Here is a 14,034-nt window from a genome sequence, read left to right on the forward strand (position 1 = left end):
ATGAGTGTATCATGAAAATACATACAGTTATACTTTAAACATACTTAATCAATTGTATGTTTGACTCTCAATTAAAGGAGGAAAAAGAAATGAATTTAATCCCTACAGTTATTGAGCAAACGAACCGTGGAGAGCGTGCATACGATATTTACTCACGCCTATTAAAAGACCGCATTATCATGCTTGGAAGTGGAATTGACGATAATGTGGCTAATTCAATCGTCGCTCAGTTATTATTCTTAGAAGCGGAAAATCCTGAAAAAGACATATCCATCTACATTAACTCACCAGGCGGAAGCATTACGGCTGGTATGGCAATTTACGACACCATGCAGTTCATTAAGCCTGACGTTCAAACCATTTGTATCGGTATGGCAGCATCAATGGGTGCATTCCTTCTTGCTGCTGGTACAAAAGGTAAGCGTTACGCTCTTCCAAACGCAGAAGTAATGATTCACCAACCACTAGGTGGAGCACAAGGTCAAGCAACGGAAATCGAAATCGCTGCGAAGCGTATCCTTTTCCTTCGTGAAAAGTTAAATGGCATTCTTGCTGAGCGTACTGGTCAGCCAATCGAAGTCATTTCTAAAGACACAGACCGCGACAACTTCATGACAGCTGAACGTGCAAAGGAATATGGCCTAGTTGACCATATCATTTCACGCAACACGCTTGAAACGAAGAAGGAAGAAAAATAATATTTCAACATTAAAAAACTCGCTCTCATACTGGAGCGAGTTTTCTTTATTATGCTTCTTTTTGAACGTATTTTTCTAATGCTTCAAGTGCTGCATCTTCATCCGTTCCATTAACGATTAAATTTACAGATGAACCTGAGCTAACAGCTAAACTCATAAGCCCCATGATGCTCTTTGCATTTACCTTCTTGCCGTCTTTTTCTAAAAACACTTCTGACGAAAAACGATTTGCTTCTTGTACAAACAACGCTGCAGGGCGTGCCTGTAAACCAGTCTTCAACTTTACTACCACTTGTTTCTCCACCATACTTGCTTTCCTCCCCTATCCATATCTTTTATCTATATCATTACATGGTTTTACTCACATTTTCCCCGACTCGGAGCTTTTCAGCAATTTCGTCAATTTTACGAAGACGATGATTGATACCTGATTTACTAATATTCCCTCCAGATACCATTTCCCCTAGTTCCTTTAACGTGACATCTTGGTAAGCAATACGAAGCTCTGCTATTTCTCTAAGCTTTTCAGGTAGAATATGAAGACCTACGGTATCTTGTATAAACCGGATATTTTCAACCTGTCGTAAAGACGCACCAATCGTCTTGTTTAAGTTCGCAGTTTCACAATTGACCAACCGGTTCACCGAGTTACGCATGTCACGTACAATCCGAATGTCTTCAAACCTTAGCAGTGCATTATGGGCACCGATAATATTTAGAAATTCGGTGATTTTTTCAGCTTCCTTTAAATACGTAATGAAGCCCTTTTTTCTTTCTAGCGTTTTGCTGTTTAAACCAAATGTATTCATCAATTCACATAAAGAGTCGTTATGCTCTTTATAAAGTGAAAAAATTTCGAGATGATAAGAGGAAGTTTCCGGATTATTCACCGAACCCCCTGCTAAAAATGCTCCACGTAAATAGGAGCGCTTACAGCATTTCTTTTTAATAAGTACCTCAGCAATATTGTGAGCAAACACAAATCCTTCTTCTAGGATAAATAAATCCTCTAAGATACTCTTTGCATCCTGTGAAAGTCTTACAATATACACATTGTTCTTTTTCAATCTCATTTTCTTTCGAACTAGGAGTTCTACTTGAACGTCGTAATATTTTTTTACCAACGTATAAATTCTTCGTGCAATCGCAGCATTTTCCGTTTGGATATCGACCACTAGTTTTCGATTAGAGAAGGACAATGAGCCATTCATTCGAATCAAAGCGGACAACTCCGCTTTCCCGCAGCATTCTTTTCCTTCAATGTTCGTTAACTCTTTTTTCGTTTCCGAAGCGAATGACACATCTTCACCTCCTACACAAACGGTTGCTTATGTTCTTCTACGCTTTAGACCGCTTGCGGGTTTCATTTATTAATAGAGAATATAAAATATTTGCTACTTCCCTTGTGTCATGGCGAATCACTCCATTTTCAAGGCTCATGATTTCTCCCTCTACCACTTCGAGTCCTAAATCATATAGAGTAGTTAAATCAAAGTGTACAGGTTTTGCTAGCTCTTCGCTATAGCGAGTAAGAACCTCTTCTGGGATATGTTCCCTATTTACTAAAATAGTGTTCATAAACTCGCTCTTCATATGTTCGTAAATCGCTTTCACATGGTCGCTTGCGGAATAATCAAGCGTCTCACCCGCTTGAGTCATTAAGTTGCAAATATATACCTTCTTTGCCTTTGCACGACACACTTCCTCGCCAAGCTTTGGTACAAGAAGATTAGGCAAGATACTAGTATATAAGCTTCCTGGTCCAATTACGATCAAGTCCGCTTTTCGAATAGCTTGAAGAGTCTCTGGAAGCGGAGTCGCATCACCAGGTGTTAAAAACACTCGCTTAATCCGTTTTCCGGAATAAGGAATTTTCGATTCCCCTGAAACGATTGTGCCGTCCTCCATTTCTGCATGCAACACCACACTTTGTGTAGCAGCAGGAAGCACCTTCCCACGCACGTTCAATACCTTGCTCATCTCTTGGATAGCATGAGTGAAATTCCCTGTAATGGATGTCATCGCTGCTAAAATCAAATTACCAAGCGAATGACCAGATAATTCATTAGCAGTCGCAAAACGGTGCTGAAACATTTCCTCAATTAACGGTTCTACATCTGATAATGCCGCTAGCACATTGCGCACATCTCCCGGAGGAGGAATGTCCATTTCATCTCGAAGGCGTCCAGAGCTACCGCCATCGTCAGCAACCGTAACGATGGCCGTAATATCAACGGGAAACTTCTTTAAACCGCGAAGCAACACCGGTAGCCCTGTTCCGCCCCCAATAATCACAATTCGAGGCTGTCGAATCTTCGTCATGTAGTTTGTTCCTTTCTCCTTTCGATGTCACGATGAGTGATTCGAGTTTCATAGTCTTTTTCAAAGTGGTGCGCAATGGTTTCAGTCAATGCGACCGAGCGATGCTGCCCACCAGTACATCCGATGGCTACCACAAGCTGAGCTTTCCCCTCACGTTTGTAATGTGGAAGCATAAACGCTAACAACTCTGTTACTTTTTCTAAGAACTTCGTCGTTTCATTCCACTTTAATACATACTTTGAAACGTCCTCATCAAGACCCGTCTTTGGTCTCATCGACTCAATATAGTGCGGGTTCGGTAAAAAGCGAACATCGAAAACTAAGTCTGCGTCAATCGGAATTCCGTACTTAAATCCAAAGCTCATCACATTGACTGTAAAGATCGTTTGCTTATTCGCTGAAAACTCCGTTAAGATTTTCTCGCGCAATTCTTTCGGTTTCATTTGTGAGCTATTGTAGATTAGCTGTGCTCTTCCCTTTAATTCTTCTAGCAGCTCTCGCTCCAGCTGAATGCCTTCTAATGGAAGTCCGGACGGAGCAAGCGGGTGAGTACGTCGAGTTTCCTTGTAGCGACGAACAAGCGTGGAATCATCCGCATCTAAGTATAGAATTTGCGGTGTCACCCATGATGTTTCTGCAAGATCATCGAGCGCTTTGAATAAGTGGTCGAAAAACTCTCTCCCCCTTAAATCCATTACAAGCGCTACCTTATTCATCTTATTTCCGGACTCTTTCATAAGTTCAAGAAATTTTGGCAATAAGGTTGGTGGCAGGTTATCCACACAGAAAAAACCTAGATCTTCAAAACTTTGAATGGCGACTGTTTTCCCTGCACCAGACATCCCTGTAATAATCACCATTTGTGTATCTTGTGTCGCTCCAGTACTCATAAAAATTCCTCCTTAGCTAGGATCAAGACGATATTGAATTAACTGAAAATCGGTTGTATATGTAAAAGTGCCATAGATGATTCCTTGACCGTGGATCATGTAGTCCAATATATGATAATCCCCTTCTGCCATCGGTAAATCTTTAATCTGATGAAAGTCATGCCAAGCAAGCTTTCCTTCCTCTGACTCATCCAGATTGATTCCATCAGCTTCTGTTCCGAAGAAGGTGAACATCATCCATTCTGAAACAACTTGGTCTCCATCTTTCATGATAAATGTAAATATGCCCTTAATATTGGGGTTTCTCAAGTAAATACCCGTCTCTTCACGGTACTCTCGAATACAGCAGTCTCTCACTGATTCACCGGGCTCCATTTTTCCACCGGGAGCCACCCACCAGCCACGTCTAGGCTTTTGGAGCAGCAAGACTTTATTATCCTTTACCAATACACAATTTGTCACTCGTTGCACGCTTCAATCACCTCAGGGACTAGAATTAACGACTTTTATTCTTACTATTATACTATTTTTACAAAGGGCTCACAATGAATAGGAAATGGACATATATAAAAAAAGAGCACAGGACATGTTCCTGTGCCAAAGATATATATCTTAAAAGGGGGTCAATTTCAATTCTTATTCTACACGAACAATGTTTCACTACTGTTACAGTATAATTAATTGCAGATTACGTTTTGTTAAGAATCGATGAAGTGATGCACTTATAAGAAAAAGCTAACCCAAACAGGCTAGCTTTTCCATTGTTATGCTTTTTGCTTTAATGATTCCATTAGTTCTTCTACATAGTGTTGCGCAGCTTGAGCAGCGATACTTCCGTCACCTGTTGCAGTAACAATTTGACGAAGTGTTTTTTCACGAATATCTCCAGCAGCAAAAATACCAGGAACTTTCGTTTCCATACGGTCATTGGTTTCAATGTATCCGTCGCTGTTAGTAATGCCAAGGTTTGCAAACGGTTTTGATAGAGGAACCATTCCAATATAGATGAATACGCCATCTGCTTGGAATTCCTGCTCAGCTCCATCTTGTGTTGACACAAGAGTAACACTTCCAACCTTGCCATCTTTGTCATTGATTTGCTTCACTGTGTGATTCCAGATGAAATCAATTTTCTCATTGTCAAACGCACGTTGTTGAAGAATTTTTTGGGCACGAAGCTCGTCACGACGGTGAACGATCGTTACTTTAGAAGCGAAGCGTGTTAAGTACACTCCTTCTTCCACCGCAGAGTCTCCTCCACCCACAACAACAAGTTCTTTTCCTTTGAAAAATGCGCCATCACAAACCGCACAGTAAGAAACTCCACGGCCACCAAGCTCTTTTTCACCAGGAACGCCAATTTTCTTATATTCAGCACCAGTTGTAATAATCACTGCACGAGCTTTGTACTGCTTCGAACCAGCTACAACCGTCTTATACTCTTCACCATCAATTACTTCTTTTATATCACCATACGCGTACTCAGCACCAAACTTTTTTGCGTGATCAAACATTTTTGTAGAAAGTTCAGGTCCTAAAATATGGTCAAAACCTGGATAGTTTTCAACCTCTTCTGTGTTCGCCATTTGTCCACCCGGCACACCGCGCTCAATCATTAATGTAGAAAGATTCGCACGTGATGTATACACAGCAGCCGTCATCCCAGCAGGACCAGCACCGGCAATAATGACATCGTAAATTTTTTCTTCAGACACGTTTTTTCACTCCTTTTAAAAAAGAAAACAATACTTGGATTTAGTATTTCCTTGTTACCCTTATCCTATAAAACAAAGTGAGTGGAGTCCAAATATATGCTCACTAAATGAGCCCTTTTACAATTTTGACATATTTCTGAAGGGTGGAGCTAGATAGACTGTACAGCTTAGCTACCTGCTGCTGTGATGTTCGTTCGCCTCGTTGCTTTCTCCACATATATTCGGTCGCAGCTGCCAACGCCTTTGAGTTGTTTGCTTGCACATTTTCTTTCATAAGACCTGGCAAAATGGTAAACCATAATAGAAACAAGCTCGATTGTGTCGTTCCAATTGGTTGATGTTGCTTGTAAAGTTCCATTGCTGTCTCATGCCCTGAACGCATGATAGGTTTTTCACAAGTTTCCATGCTTAAAAGATCGACGTATTCCTTTTCAATCGAGAACTTCGGCTTCATAGAAGTTAAAAGTTTATCTTTTTCTCCCGATAATGAAGCAAGGAATAACCCGAATAAACGCTCTTCTATAAAGCTGCTTTCTAGCTTTTGATGAATCGCTTTTGGAATATGCTCAAAGCCAGCTGCTTCTGGCTTATTTTTTTCCCATGGTTCATGCCCTTCTTTTTCAGGGCTAAATTCAAGAACTCTTTTCCAGGCTTGCTCAGCCATAGATTGACGATCTGTATGATACGCAGAGTAGGATAGCCAGTAATAAAACGGTCCATCTCCTTCAAAACCTACTCGTTGAAGCTTTCTTAGCCAACCGTAAGCGAGTTCATACTCTCCAACTAGCGCAAAGCTTGCACCAAGTTTGAATTGATGTTCGTGCAGCATTGGCTTAATCTTTTTCAACACTTCTTTCAAGCTGTTTACTTTCTCTTTATCCTTCAGATAAAAAGCAAACACAAGCTTGTTGCACAGCGCATGCAGGTTGCCTGGATTTTTCGAGAGTACATCCTCAAGAATGCTGTCCGCCTTGTCTGTTTCTCCTAGATAGAAATAAGCAAGGGCTAGATTGTTGTAAGCTGACCAATATTCAGGAAATTCCTCGATCACCTCTTCTAAAAGGTCAACCGCTCTTGGAAAATGTCCCGACTCTAATAAACGGCGCGCCTCATCCTGTTTTACGATTAAGTCATCCTCTTCGTACAGGTCCTCTTCAAGCTCCTCCGCTTCAAGAGTTAGTAAGTCGATTAATTCTTCCGTATCCTCGACAAACTCTCCGTCCTGATCCAACTTTAAATAGAGCGACGCGTGTGTGTATGCATCTTTAAAAAGACCGAGATGTGCGTAGTTGTTAGCCAAGAAATAATGGCACTCTAGCATATGCTCATCCAGTTCTTCTAAAATTTCGTGCAAATAGCGATTAGACTGCTGATAGTCACCCAGCTCTGTACAAACAATCGCCAGCTGACAATAAATCATCGGTTCGCCCGGCTCTAGCTGAATCGCACGCTCCAAATATTTTTTTGATTTATAAAAATCCCTCCGTTGATACGCCTTTAAGCCTTTCGCAAAGTAGTATTCACCAGTTGGATGAAAAGACAACAATTTACCTTTAGGTTGATATGCTTTAGAGTCTTTGCTCATGAAATCCTCCATTTAACGTGTTTACAAGCACTTCTTAGATGTAATGAAGTAAATTATAAAAAAATATGTTTAACCTAATTATTATATCATAAGTCCTATGTGGCTGAAACCATGAATGTGGAAAGGTTAACAGGGAAGCTTTGTCCAAAAACAAATAACCAGCCCCACGGCTGGTTATTTTGTTGCTGATTTTTCATGTCGCTTATTCAATACGGACAATACGTCTCGAGCTGGCAAGCCTTGCTCCACCAACAATACGTATAAGTGGTACAGTAGATCGGCTGCTTCCCACTTTAGCTCCTCGGCATCACGGTTTTTTGCAGCGATGATGACTTCAGATGCTTCTTCGCCGACCTTTTTCAAAATCTTATCGACGCCTTTTTCAAACAGGTACGTCGTGTAGGCACCTTCTGGACGTTCTTTTTCACGGTTGCGAATCAATTGCTCAAGTTCAAACAAAATTTGATAGTCTGCTAGGCTTTCCGCACCAGACACTGCATCCTCACCTGTGAACACACTCTCTGTAAAACAGCTTGTTGTTCCGTTGTGGCAGGCAGGACCAGCTGGTTCTACCAATACAACCACTGCATCTTGGTCACAATCGAACTTCATATCAACGATTTTCTGTGTATTCCCGCTTGTTGCCCCTTTATGCCAAAGCTCCTGACGCGAGCGGCTGTAAAACCATGTCTCTCGCGTTTCGATAGATTTATCTAAAGATTCCTTATTCATATACGCAAGTGTTAAAACTTCCTTCGTCACTGCATCCTGAACAATTGCCGGTAACAAACCGTTTTCATCAAATTTTACATTCATCGTACGTTCACCCCTTTTTCTTTTAAAAATGATTTCACTTCTTCAACAGATGTTTCCTTGTAGTGGAAAATCGACGCTGCTAAAGCTGCATCTGCCTTTGCTTCTAAAAAGGCTTCCGCAAAATGCTCGGAGTTTCCAGCACCACCAGACGCAATAACCGGTACCGATACCGCCTCACTTACGGCACGAGTTAACGCCACATCAAAGCCCTTCTTTTCTCCATCACTATCCATACTTGTTAACAGAATCTCCCCTGCCCCGCGGAGAACTGCTTCTTTTGCCCATTGGATAACTTCATATTCGGTCGCTTTTCGACCACCATGAGTGAATACTCGCCACGAACCAAGCTCTTCATCGTACTTTGCGTCAATAGCAACAACGATACATTGTGTCCCGAAGAAGTTCGCTCCTTCAGTAATAAGCTCCGGATTTAGCACAGCAGCTGTATTCAATGACACTTTATCCGCACCGGCACGTAAAATCCGCTTCATATCTTCAAGGGAATTGATCCCTCCACCTACTGTAAACGGAATCGCTAGCTCGGAGGCAACAGATTTCACCACATCCACCATTGTACCGCGCCCTTCATGTGAAGCCGAAATATCTAAAAAGACTAACTCATCCGCTCCCTGCTCATCGTAAAAACGAGCCAGTTCCACTGGGTCTCCTGCATCGCGCAGCTGTACGAATTGGATTCCTTTTACCACACGACCGTCCTTGACATCTAGGCATGGAATAATACGCTTTGTTAGCATGTTACTTCACCTCTTTCAATGCTTCAGGAACAGAGAATCGTCCTTCATAAATCGCTTTTCCGACAATTGCACCGCTCACGCCTTTTCCTACAAGCTCCTTCAAAGCTCGCAAATCAGCCAACTCACTTACTCCACCAGAAGCGATGACGCTTTTTCCTGTCTCAACCGCCAGTTTCTCTACAGCCAATAAGTTCGGGCCAGAAAGCATCCCATCTGTTGCGATGTCTGTAAAAATAAACGTCTCTGCTCCCGCCTCAGCAAGTCGCTTTCCAAGCTCAACCGCTTTAACAGAAGAAGTATCGAGCCAACCATGTGTTGCTACATAGCCATCCTTCGCATCGAGACCAATCGCGATCTTTTCTCCGTACTTTTGAATCATTTCAATGGCAAACTTAGGGTTAGACACGGCCACACTCCCGATAATGACACGTGATACACCATTATTTAAGTAATGAAGAATATCTTCCTCGGTACGAATACCTCCACCAATTTGCACTTTCGCATCAAGCTTTTGAGCAGCCTCGATCACAAAGCGGTCGTTCACACGCTTTCCATCCTTTGCTCCGTCAAGGTCGACCATATGTATCCACTCGGCTCCTGCGTCAGCAAAGCTTTTTGCCATATCAAATGGGGAATCTCCATATACGGTTTCTTGATTATAATCACCTTGTAAAAGGCGGACGCATTTGCCTCCGCGCATATCAATCGCTGGATAAATAGTAAAGCTCATCGTGCCACCCTTTCTTTCGTTAGCTCAGTAAAATTACGTAATAGCTCCATGCCTAGCTTGCTGCTTTTTTCCGGGTGAAACTGCATTCCGAATACATTTCCACGGCCTACTACAGCAGGGACTTCAACGTCATAATCGCAACTAGCGATCACAACCTCATGATCCGACGTATTCACATAGTACGAGTGAACAAAATACACAAAATCTTCATGGATATTTTCTAAAATTGGCGACGAGCGGAAGAAGTGAATATTGTTCCAGCCCATATGCGGAACCTTGTACGCCTCTCCCTCGGGAGTTTCTCCTGGAAAACGAACTACGTTTCCTGGTAGTAACGCCAACCCCTTTGTTAATCCGTTCTCTTCACTTTCCTCAAATAATAGCTGCATCCCAAGGCAAATACCTAGCAAAGGCTTTCCAGTATTCACGTATTCCTTGATCATTGCAGTGAGGCCTGATTCGTTCAGCTTCTCCATGGCATCTTTAAACGATCCAACCCCTGGTAAGATTAAGCTATCAGCTTCTAGCAGTTCGCTAGCATCTTCTGAAATGAAGTAAGGAGCTTCGAGCCGTTCGAGGGCCTTCGAAACGCTGAATAAATTCCCCATTCCGTAATCAATAATTCCGATCATTTACAACATTCCTTTCGTTGATGGAACGCCCTTTATCCTTGGGTCAATCGTTGTTGCCTCATCCAATGCTCTAGCCAATGCTTTAAAAATCGCTTCGATGATATGGTGCGTATTTTGACCATAGTGAACGATCACATGGAGGTTCATTCGTGCTTCAAGGGCAAGCTTCCAAAGAAATTCGTGAACTAACTCGGTATCAAAGGTTCCTACCTTTTGACTTGGAAAGTGTGCGCGCATTTCTAGATGCGGACGGTTGCTTAAGTCAACGACTACTTGTGCAAGTGTCTCATCCATTGGTACAAAGGCATTCCCATAGCGCTTGATTCCTTTTTTATCGCCTAAAGCTTCACGAAGGACTTGTCCTAAGCAGATGCCGATGTCTTCTGTTGTGTGGTGATCATCCACCTCTGTGTCACCTTTGGCGTTGATGGATAAATCAAATTGACCGTGCTTTGTAAATAAATCAAGCATATGCGTCATGAAAGGAACGCCCGTCTCTAGTTCTGATTTCCCTTCTCCATCAATCGTTAAAGCAAGTTCTATATTTGTTTCACCTGTTTTTCTTGTAATGCTTGCTGACCTTGTCATCCCGAATCCTCCTGTTCATAAAACTAGTTTCGTGGGTGGGGTGCATTTTCCCTTTCGTAAGCTGTTGTTGCTGCGCAACAAAGCTTCTTCGGGTGGAAACGCCCCATATTCCTTTTATTTAAATCGCGATTCCACCGCTCTTGCGTGGGCTTCTAGACCTTCGAGTCTTGCGAAGGCGGCAATTTTCTCGACATTTTGTTGTAATGCTTTTTCACTGTATGAGATAATGCTCGATTTTTTTTGGAAATCGTCTACGTTTAATGGGCTTGAGAAACGGGCCGTTCCGTTTGTTGGTAGCACGTGGTTGGGACCTGCGAAATAGTCTCCGACTGGTTCGGAACTATATCGACCGATAAAAATCGCACCCGCATGTTTGATTTGCCCTAAAAGCTCCATTGGATTAGCCGTCATTACTTCTAAATGCTCTGGTGCCAATGTATTAATGGTGGCAATCGCTTCTTCTAATGTGTCTGCCACATAGATCGCTCCGTAATCAGCGATGGATTGTTCGGCAATCGCCTTACGCGGAAGTGTTTCTAACTGACGAAGAACCTCCTCCGAAACCTGTTCCGCTAATTTTTGCGATGTGGTAACAAGCACACAGCACGCTCTTTCGTCATGTTCCGCCTGAGATAGAAGATCGGCTGCCACTTCACTTGCACGAGCCGTATCATCTGCTAAAATAGCAATTTCACTCGGACCTGCAATCATATCAATGTCGACGTCACCGAACACTTCACGCTTGGCTAAGGCCACATAGATGTTTCCCGGACCTACGATTTTATCAACCGGCTTAATCGCATCTGTTCCGTAAGCAAGAGCGGCGACTGCTTGTGCTCCCCCTACTTTGAAAATTTCCTTCACACCGGCTTCTTGGGCCGCAACAACAACGGCAGCTGGTAACCTTCCATTGGCACCTGGAGGAGACACCATGACAATGCGTTCAACCCCAGCCACTTTTGCCGGCATCACATTCATTAGAACAGAAGATGGGTATGCAGCCGTTCCACCTGGCACGTACACGCCAACGGAATCAAGCGGTGTTACCTTTTGACCAAGAATCGTTCCGTTCGCTTCAGTTGTCAGCCAAGAATTGCGAACCTGCTTTTCGTGAAACGAGCGAATATTCTCAGCTGCTTCCATGATAATCGCCACATATTCCGCACCTGTTGTGTCGTATGCTTCACGAATTTCTTCTTCCGAAACCTGCATCGATGTTAGCGTGGCTCGATCAAACTTTTCTGTATAAGCAAATAGTGCTGTATCTCCATTTTTTCGTACATCTTCAATAATCGCCTTCACCGTTTGGCGTTGCTCCTCGGTTCCTGCGTCCACTGAACGCTTAATGGAAACCGCCTCACTCACCTTTTGAATGTTCATCCTGTTCAGCTCCTTACACCGTGTATCACGTCTGTTAACTTATCAACGATCTCACTAATTCGCTCATCCTTTGTTCGATAGCTGACCGGATTTACAATCAGACGAGAGGTAATATCAGCAATGCGCTCATACTCTACAAGTCCATTTTCGACCAATGTTTTTCCAGTAGACACGATATCTACAATGCGATCAGATAATCCGATAATCGGTGCCAGTTCGATCGAACCATTCAGCTTGATGATCTCCACCTGTTCCCCTTGTTCACGGAAATAGGCTGCTGCCACATTCGGATACTTGCTCGCCACCTTTGGAGCCACATCGTTCATCTTTGTATTTGGTAAACCTGCAACCGCCAAGTAGCAGGCACTAATTTTCAAATCTAATAGTTCATACACGTCACGCTCTTCTTCAAGCATAACATCTTTCCCTGCAATTCCTAAATCAGCTACTCCGTGTTCTACATATGTGGGGACGTCCATCGGCTTCGCTAAAATAAAGCGAAATTGCTCTTGTTCCACATCAATAATGAGCTTGCGAGAGTCTTCAAACTCTGGTGGAAGATTGAAGCCCGCTTGACGCAGAAGCTCGACTGCTTCGTCAAAAATCCGCCCCTTCGGCATTGCAATTGTTAGCATTTCCTTCACTGTTAAGACCCCCTGCCTGCTTTTCCGATTAAAAAGACGATATCTGTATATTGATTCGTGCATGCATCAATATTTTTCACTCCATTGATATCTTGTAACACGACTTTTTCTCCGATGGCGCGTCTTTCTTTTGCCACCGTGTATGCTTCCTGTCTTCGTTCATCACTGAATAAAATACATGTCATTGGTGTTTCTTCTGATAGTCCACCAAGCGCTTCGATTAAACGGTCTAAGTATAGTGCAAATCCGGTCGCTCCCGTTGCCTTCCCGAACTTTTCTAAAAGAAGATCGTATCTGCCGCCATTTCCAATCGGTGTACCTACCGCATGAGAGTATACTTCAAATACAATTCCCGTGTAGTAGCTCATATGACTGATTAATGTGAGGTCAAACTTCAGCTTATCTTCCTCACCGAAGGCTACGACAATCTCCCACAATTGTTGAAGCTGAGAAAGTGCTTCACGACCACTTTCGTTTTCAATAATATCATTGGCAAAGCTTAAAACCTCTTCGCCTCCGCGAAGCTTTAGGAAATCTAATAATCTTTGCTTATCAATGGAAGATAACGCGAGGTTTTTCACATGTTCACGATATCCTACGTAATTTTTTTCATATAAAAATTTCGTTAAGGCTTGTGCACGCTCTTCCGTTCCAAGAATCTGCTGGAACAAGGTTTGTACAAAGCCGATATGACCTACGGAAATTTGGAACTTTGGTAGTCCAACCTCACGTAATGACGAGATTAATAGAGCGATGACCTCTCCGTCTGCGCTAATCGTATGGTCACCAATACACTCCACACCGATTTGCTCAAACTCTGCAGGTCTACCGCCTTCTCTTTGCTGTGCTCTGTATACATTTGCCGAGTAGGCTAAACGTAGTGGCAAGTCTTCCTTCAGCAATTTAGATGCTGCAACACGTGCAATTGGTGCCGTCATATCCGGTCTCAGGACAAGAGTATGTCCTTGTGAATCTAATAATTTAAACAATTGCTGGTCAAGAATAGCTGAAGCTGTTCCAACCGTTTCATAATATTCTAGTGCGGGTGTTTCAATAAACTGAAAACCCCAACGTTTCATTTCTGATTGTATCGCATTTCTAGCACTGCTTTTCATTTCATACAATCCTGGAAGGGTATCTCTCATTCCAAGCGGTTTTTCGAACATAAATAAACGACTCAAGACAATCACCTCTATATCTAAATGTTCCGAATCCTTTAGTTCGCTAATATGTTAGCAAATTGAAGTTATATGTAGTTTACTCCTTTCACAAGGAGGTC

At 42.7% G+C, this 14,034-nt stretch carries 16 protein-coding genes; 1 reads left to right on the forward strand and 15 read right to left on the reverse strand.

Annotated features, from left to right (window positions below; all coding sequences use genetic code 11):
- The first annotated feature begins 56 nt into the window (after window positions 1-56).
- On the forward strand, window positions 57-698 hold the full coding sequence (gene clpP, locus M3175_RS17375; RefSeq protein WP_285852332.1) for an ATP-dependent Clp endopeptidase proteolytic subunit ClpP: 642 nt from the start codon (window positions 57-59) through the stop codon (window positions 696-698).
- A 49-nt stretch (window positions 699-747) separates the two neighbouring features.
- Here clpP and M3175_RS17380 read toward each other — a convergent pair whose 3' ends face one another.
- The 15 genes from M3175_RS17380 to M3175_RS17450 all read right to left on the reverse strand — a co-directional run bounded on the left by M3175_RS17380 (window position 748) and on the right by M3175_RS17450 (window position 13,936).
- Window positions 748-1,005, reverse strand: coding sequence for an HPr family phosphocarrier protein (locus M3175_RS17380; RefSeq protein WP_251521706.1), 258 nt, complete (start codon window positions 1,003-1,005; stop codon window positions 748-750).
- A 40-nt stretch (window positions 1,006-1,045) separates the two neighbouring features.
- Window positions 1,046-1,999 carry a DNA-binding protein WhiA gene (gene whiA / locus M3175_RS17385; RefSeq protein WP_251521710.1) on the reverse strand — a complete coding sequence of 318 codons (954 nt, stop codon included), beginning with the start codon at window positions 1,997-1,999 and terminating at the stop codon, window positions 1,046-1,048.
- Window positions 2,000-2,036: 37 nt separating this feature from the next.
- Window positions 2,037-3,020 (reverse strand): gluconeogenesis morphogenetic factor MgfK, encoded by a 984-nt coding sequence (gene mgfK, locus M3175_RS17390; RefSeq protein WP_251521713.1) that lies wholly within the window; start codon window positions 3,018-3,020, stop codon window positions 2,037-2,039.
- Window positions 3,017-3,910: an RNase adapter RapZ gene (gene rapZ, locus M3175_RS17395; RefSeq protein ID WP_160548677.1), complete on the reverse strand. Its 894-nt coding sequence runs from the start codon at window positions 3,908-3,910 to the stop codon at window positions 3,017-3,019. The genes mgfK and rapZ overlap by 4 nt, the downstream gene beginning before the upstream one ends.
- Window positions 3,911-3,922: 12 nt before the next feature.
- Entirely contained in the window at window positions 3,923-4,381 is a 459-nt protein-coding gene (locus tag M3175_RS17400) for an NUDIX hydrolase (protein ID WP_066058777.1), read from the reverse strand.
- Window positions 4,382-4,674: 293 nt separating this feature from the next.
- Entirely contained in the window at window positions 4,675-5,625 is a 951-nt protein-coding gene (gene trxB / locus M3175_RS17405; protein ID WP_119709974.1) for a thioredoxin-disulfide reductase, read from the reverse strand.
- Between the two features lie 103 nt (window positions 5,626-5,728).
- A complete protein-coding gene (locus tag M3175_RS17410) occupies window positions 5,729-7,210 on the reverse strand; it encodes a tetratricopeptide repeat protein (protein WP_251521716.1) in 1,482 nt (493 codons plus the stop codon).
- Window positions 7,211-7,384: 174 nt separating this feature from the next.
- Window positions 7,385-8,026 (reverse strand): bifunctional phosphoribosyl-AMP cyclohydrolase/phosphoribosyl-ATP diphosphatase HisIE, encoded by a 642-nt coding sequence (gene hisIE, locus M3175_RS17415; RefSeq protein WP_251521719.1) that lies wholly within the window; start codon window positions 8,024-8,026, stop codon window positions 7,385-7,387.
- The gene (gene hisF / locus M3175_RS17420) at window positions 8,023-8,781 is read right to left on the reverse strand and encodes an imidazole glycerol phosphate synthase subunit HisF (protein ID WP_251521722.1); all 759 of its coding nucleotides are present in this window, start codon (window positions 8,779-8,781) and stop codon (window positions 8,023-8,025) included. The genes hisIE and hisF overlap by 4 nt, the downstream gene beginning before the upstream one ends.
- Before the next feature lies 1 nt (window position 8,782).
- The gene (gene hisA, locus M3175_RS17425) at window positions 8,783-9,511 is read right to left on the reverse strand and encodes a 1-(5-phosphoribosyl)-5-[(5-phosphoribosylamino)methylideneamino]imidazole-4-carboxamide isomerase (protein WP_251521724.1); all 729 of its coding nucleotides are present in this window, start codon (window positions 9,509-9,511) and stop codon (window positions 8,783-8,785) included.
- Window positions 9,508-10,143, reverse strand: coding sequence for an imidazole glycerol phosphate synthase subunit HisH (hisH, locus tag M3175_RS17430; protein WP_251521729.1), 636 nt, complete (start codon window positions 10,141-10,143; stop codon window positions 9,508-9,510). Before hisH ends, hisA begins: the two co-directional genes overlap by 4 nt.
- Window positions 10,144-10,731, reverse strand: coding sequence for an imidazoleglycerol-phosphate dehydratase HisB (hisB, locus tag M3175_RS17435; RefSeq protein WP_251521732.1), 588 nt, complete (start codon window positions 10,729-10,731; stop codon window positions 10,144-10,146).
- A gap of 114 nt (window positions 10,732-10,845) precedes the next feature.
- A complete protein-coding gene (gene hisD, locus M3175_RS17440) occupies window positions 10,846-12,111 on the reverse strand; it encodes a histidinol dehydrogenase (RefSeq protein ID WP_251521735.1) in 1,266 nt (421 codons plus the stop codon).
- Between the two features lie 5 nt (window positions 12,112-12,116).
- Window positions 12,117-12,755: an ATP phosphoribosyltransferase gene (gene hisG, locus M3175_RS17445; protein WP_119709982.1), complete on the reverse strand. Its 639-nt coding sequence runs from the start codon at window positions 12,753-12,755 to the stop codon at window positions 12,117-12,119.
- Window positions 12,756-12,757: 2 nt separating this feature from the next.
- Entirely contained in the window at window positions 12,758-13,936 is a 1,179-nt protein-coding gene (locus M3175_RS17450) for an ATP phosphoribosyltransferase regulatory subunit (protein ID WP_251521738.1), read from the reverse strand.
- Window positions 13,937-14,034 lie beyond the last annotated feature (98 nt).

It is taken from the genome of Robertmurraya korlensis (assembly GCF_023715225.1).
GTDB lineage: Bacteria > Bacillota > Bacilli > Bacillales > Cytobacillaceae > Robertmurraya_A.

What these genes read in the sequence shown, in the direction of transcription:
- hisF (WP_251521722.1), bottom strand. Translation starts at nt 8,781, where the DNA reads ATGCTAACAAAGCGTATTATTCCATGCCTAGATGTCAAGGACGGTCGT.
- M3175_RS17380 (WP_251521706.1), bottom strand. Translation starts at nt 1,005, where the DNA reads ATGGTGGAGAAACAAGTGGTAGTAAAGTTGAAGACTGGTTTACAGGCA.
- rapZ (WP_160548677.1), bottom strand. Translation starts at nt 3,910, where the DNA reads ATGAGTACTGGAGCGACACAAGATACACAAATGGTGATTATTACAGGG.
- hisIE (WP_251521719.1), bottom strand. Translation starts at nt 8,026, where the DNA reads ATGAATGTAAAATTTGATGAAAACGGTTTGTTACCGGCAATTGTTCAG.
- hisA (WP_251521724.1), bottom strand. Translation starts at nt 9,511, where the DNA reads ATGAGCTTTACTATTTATCCAGCGATTGATATGCGCGGAGGCAAATGC.
- mgfK (WP_251521713.1), bottom strand. Translation starts at nt 3,020, where the DNA reads ATGACGAAGATTCGACAGCCTCGAATTGTGATTATTGGGGGCGGAACA.
- clpP (WP_285852332.1), top strand. Translation starts at nt 57, where the DNA reads ATGTTTGACTCTCAATTAAAGGAGGAAAAAGAAATGAATTTAATCCCT.
- M3175_RS17410 (WP_251521716.1), bottom strand. Translation starts at nt 7,210, where the DNA reads ATGAGCAAAGACTCTAAAGCATATCAACCTAAAGGTAAATTGTTGTCT.
- hisB (WP_251521732.1), bottom strand. Translation starts at nt 10,731, where the DNA reads ATGACAAGGTCAGCAAGCATTACAAGAAAAACAGGTGAAACAAATATA.
- hisD (WP_251521735.1), bottom strand. Translation starts at nt 12,111, where the DNA reads ATGAACATTCAAAAGGTGAGTGAGGCGGTTTCCATTAAGCGTTCAGTG.
- hisH (WP_251521729.1), bottom strand. Translation starts at nt 10,143, where the DNA reads ATGATCGGAATTATTGATTACGGAATGGGGAATTTATTCAGCGTTTCG.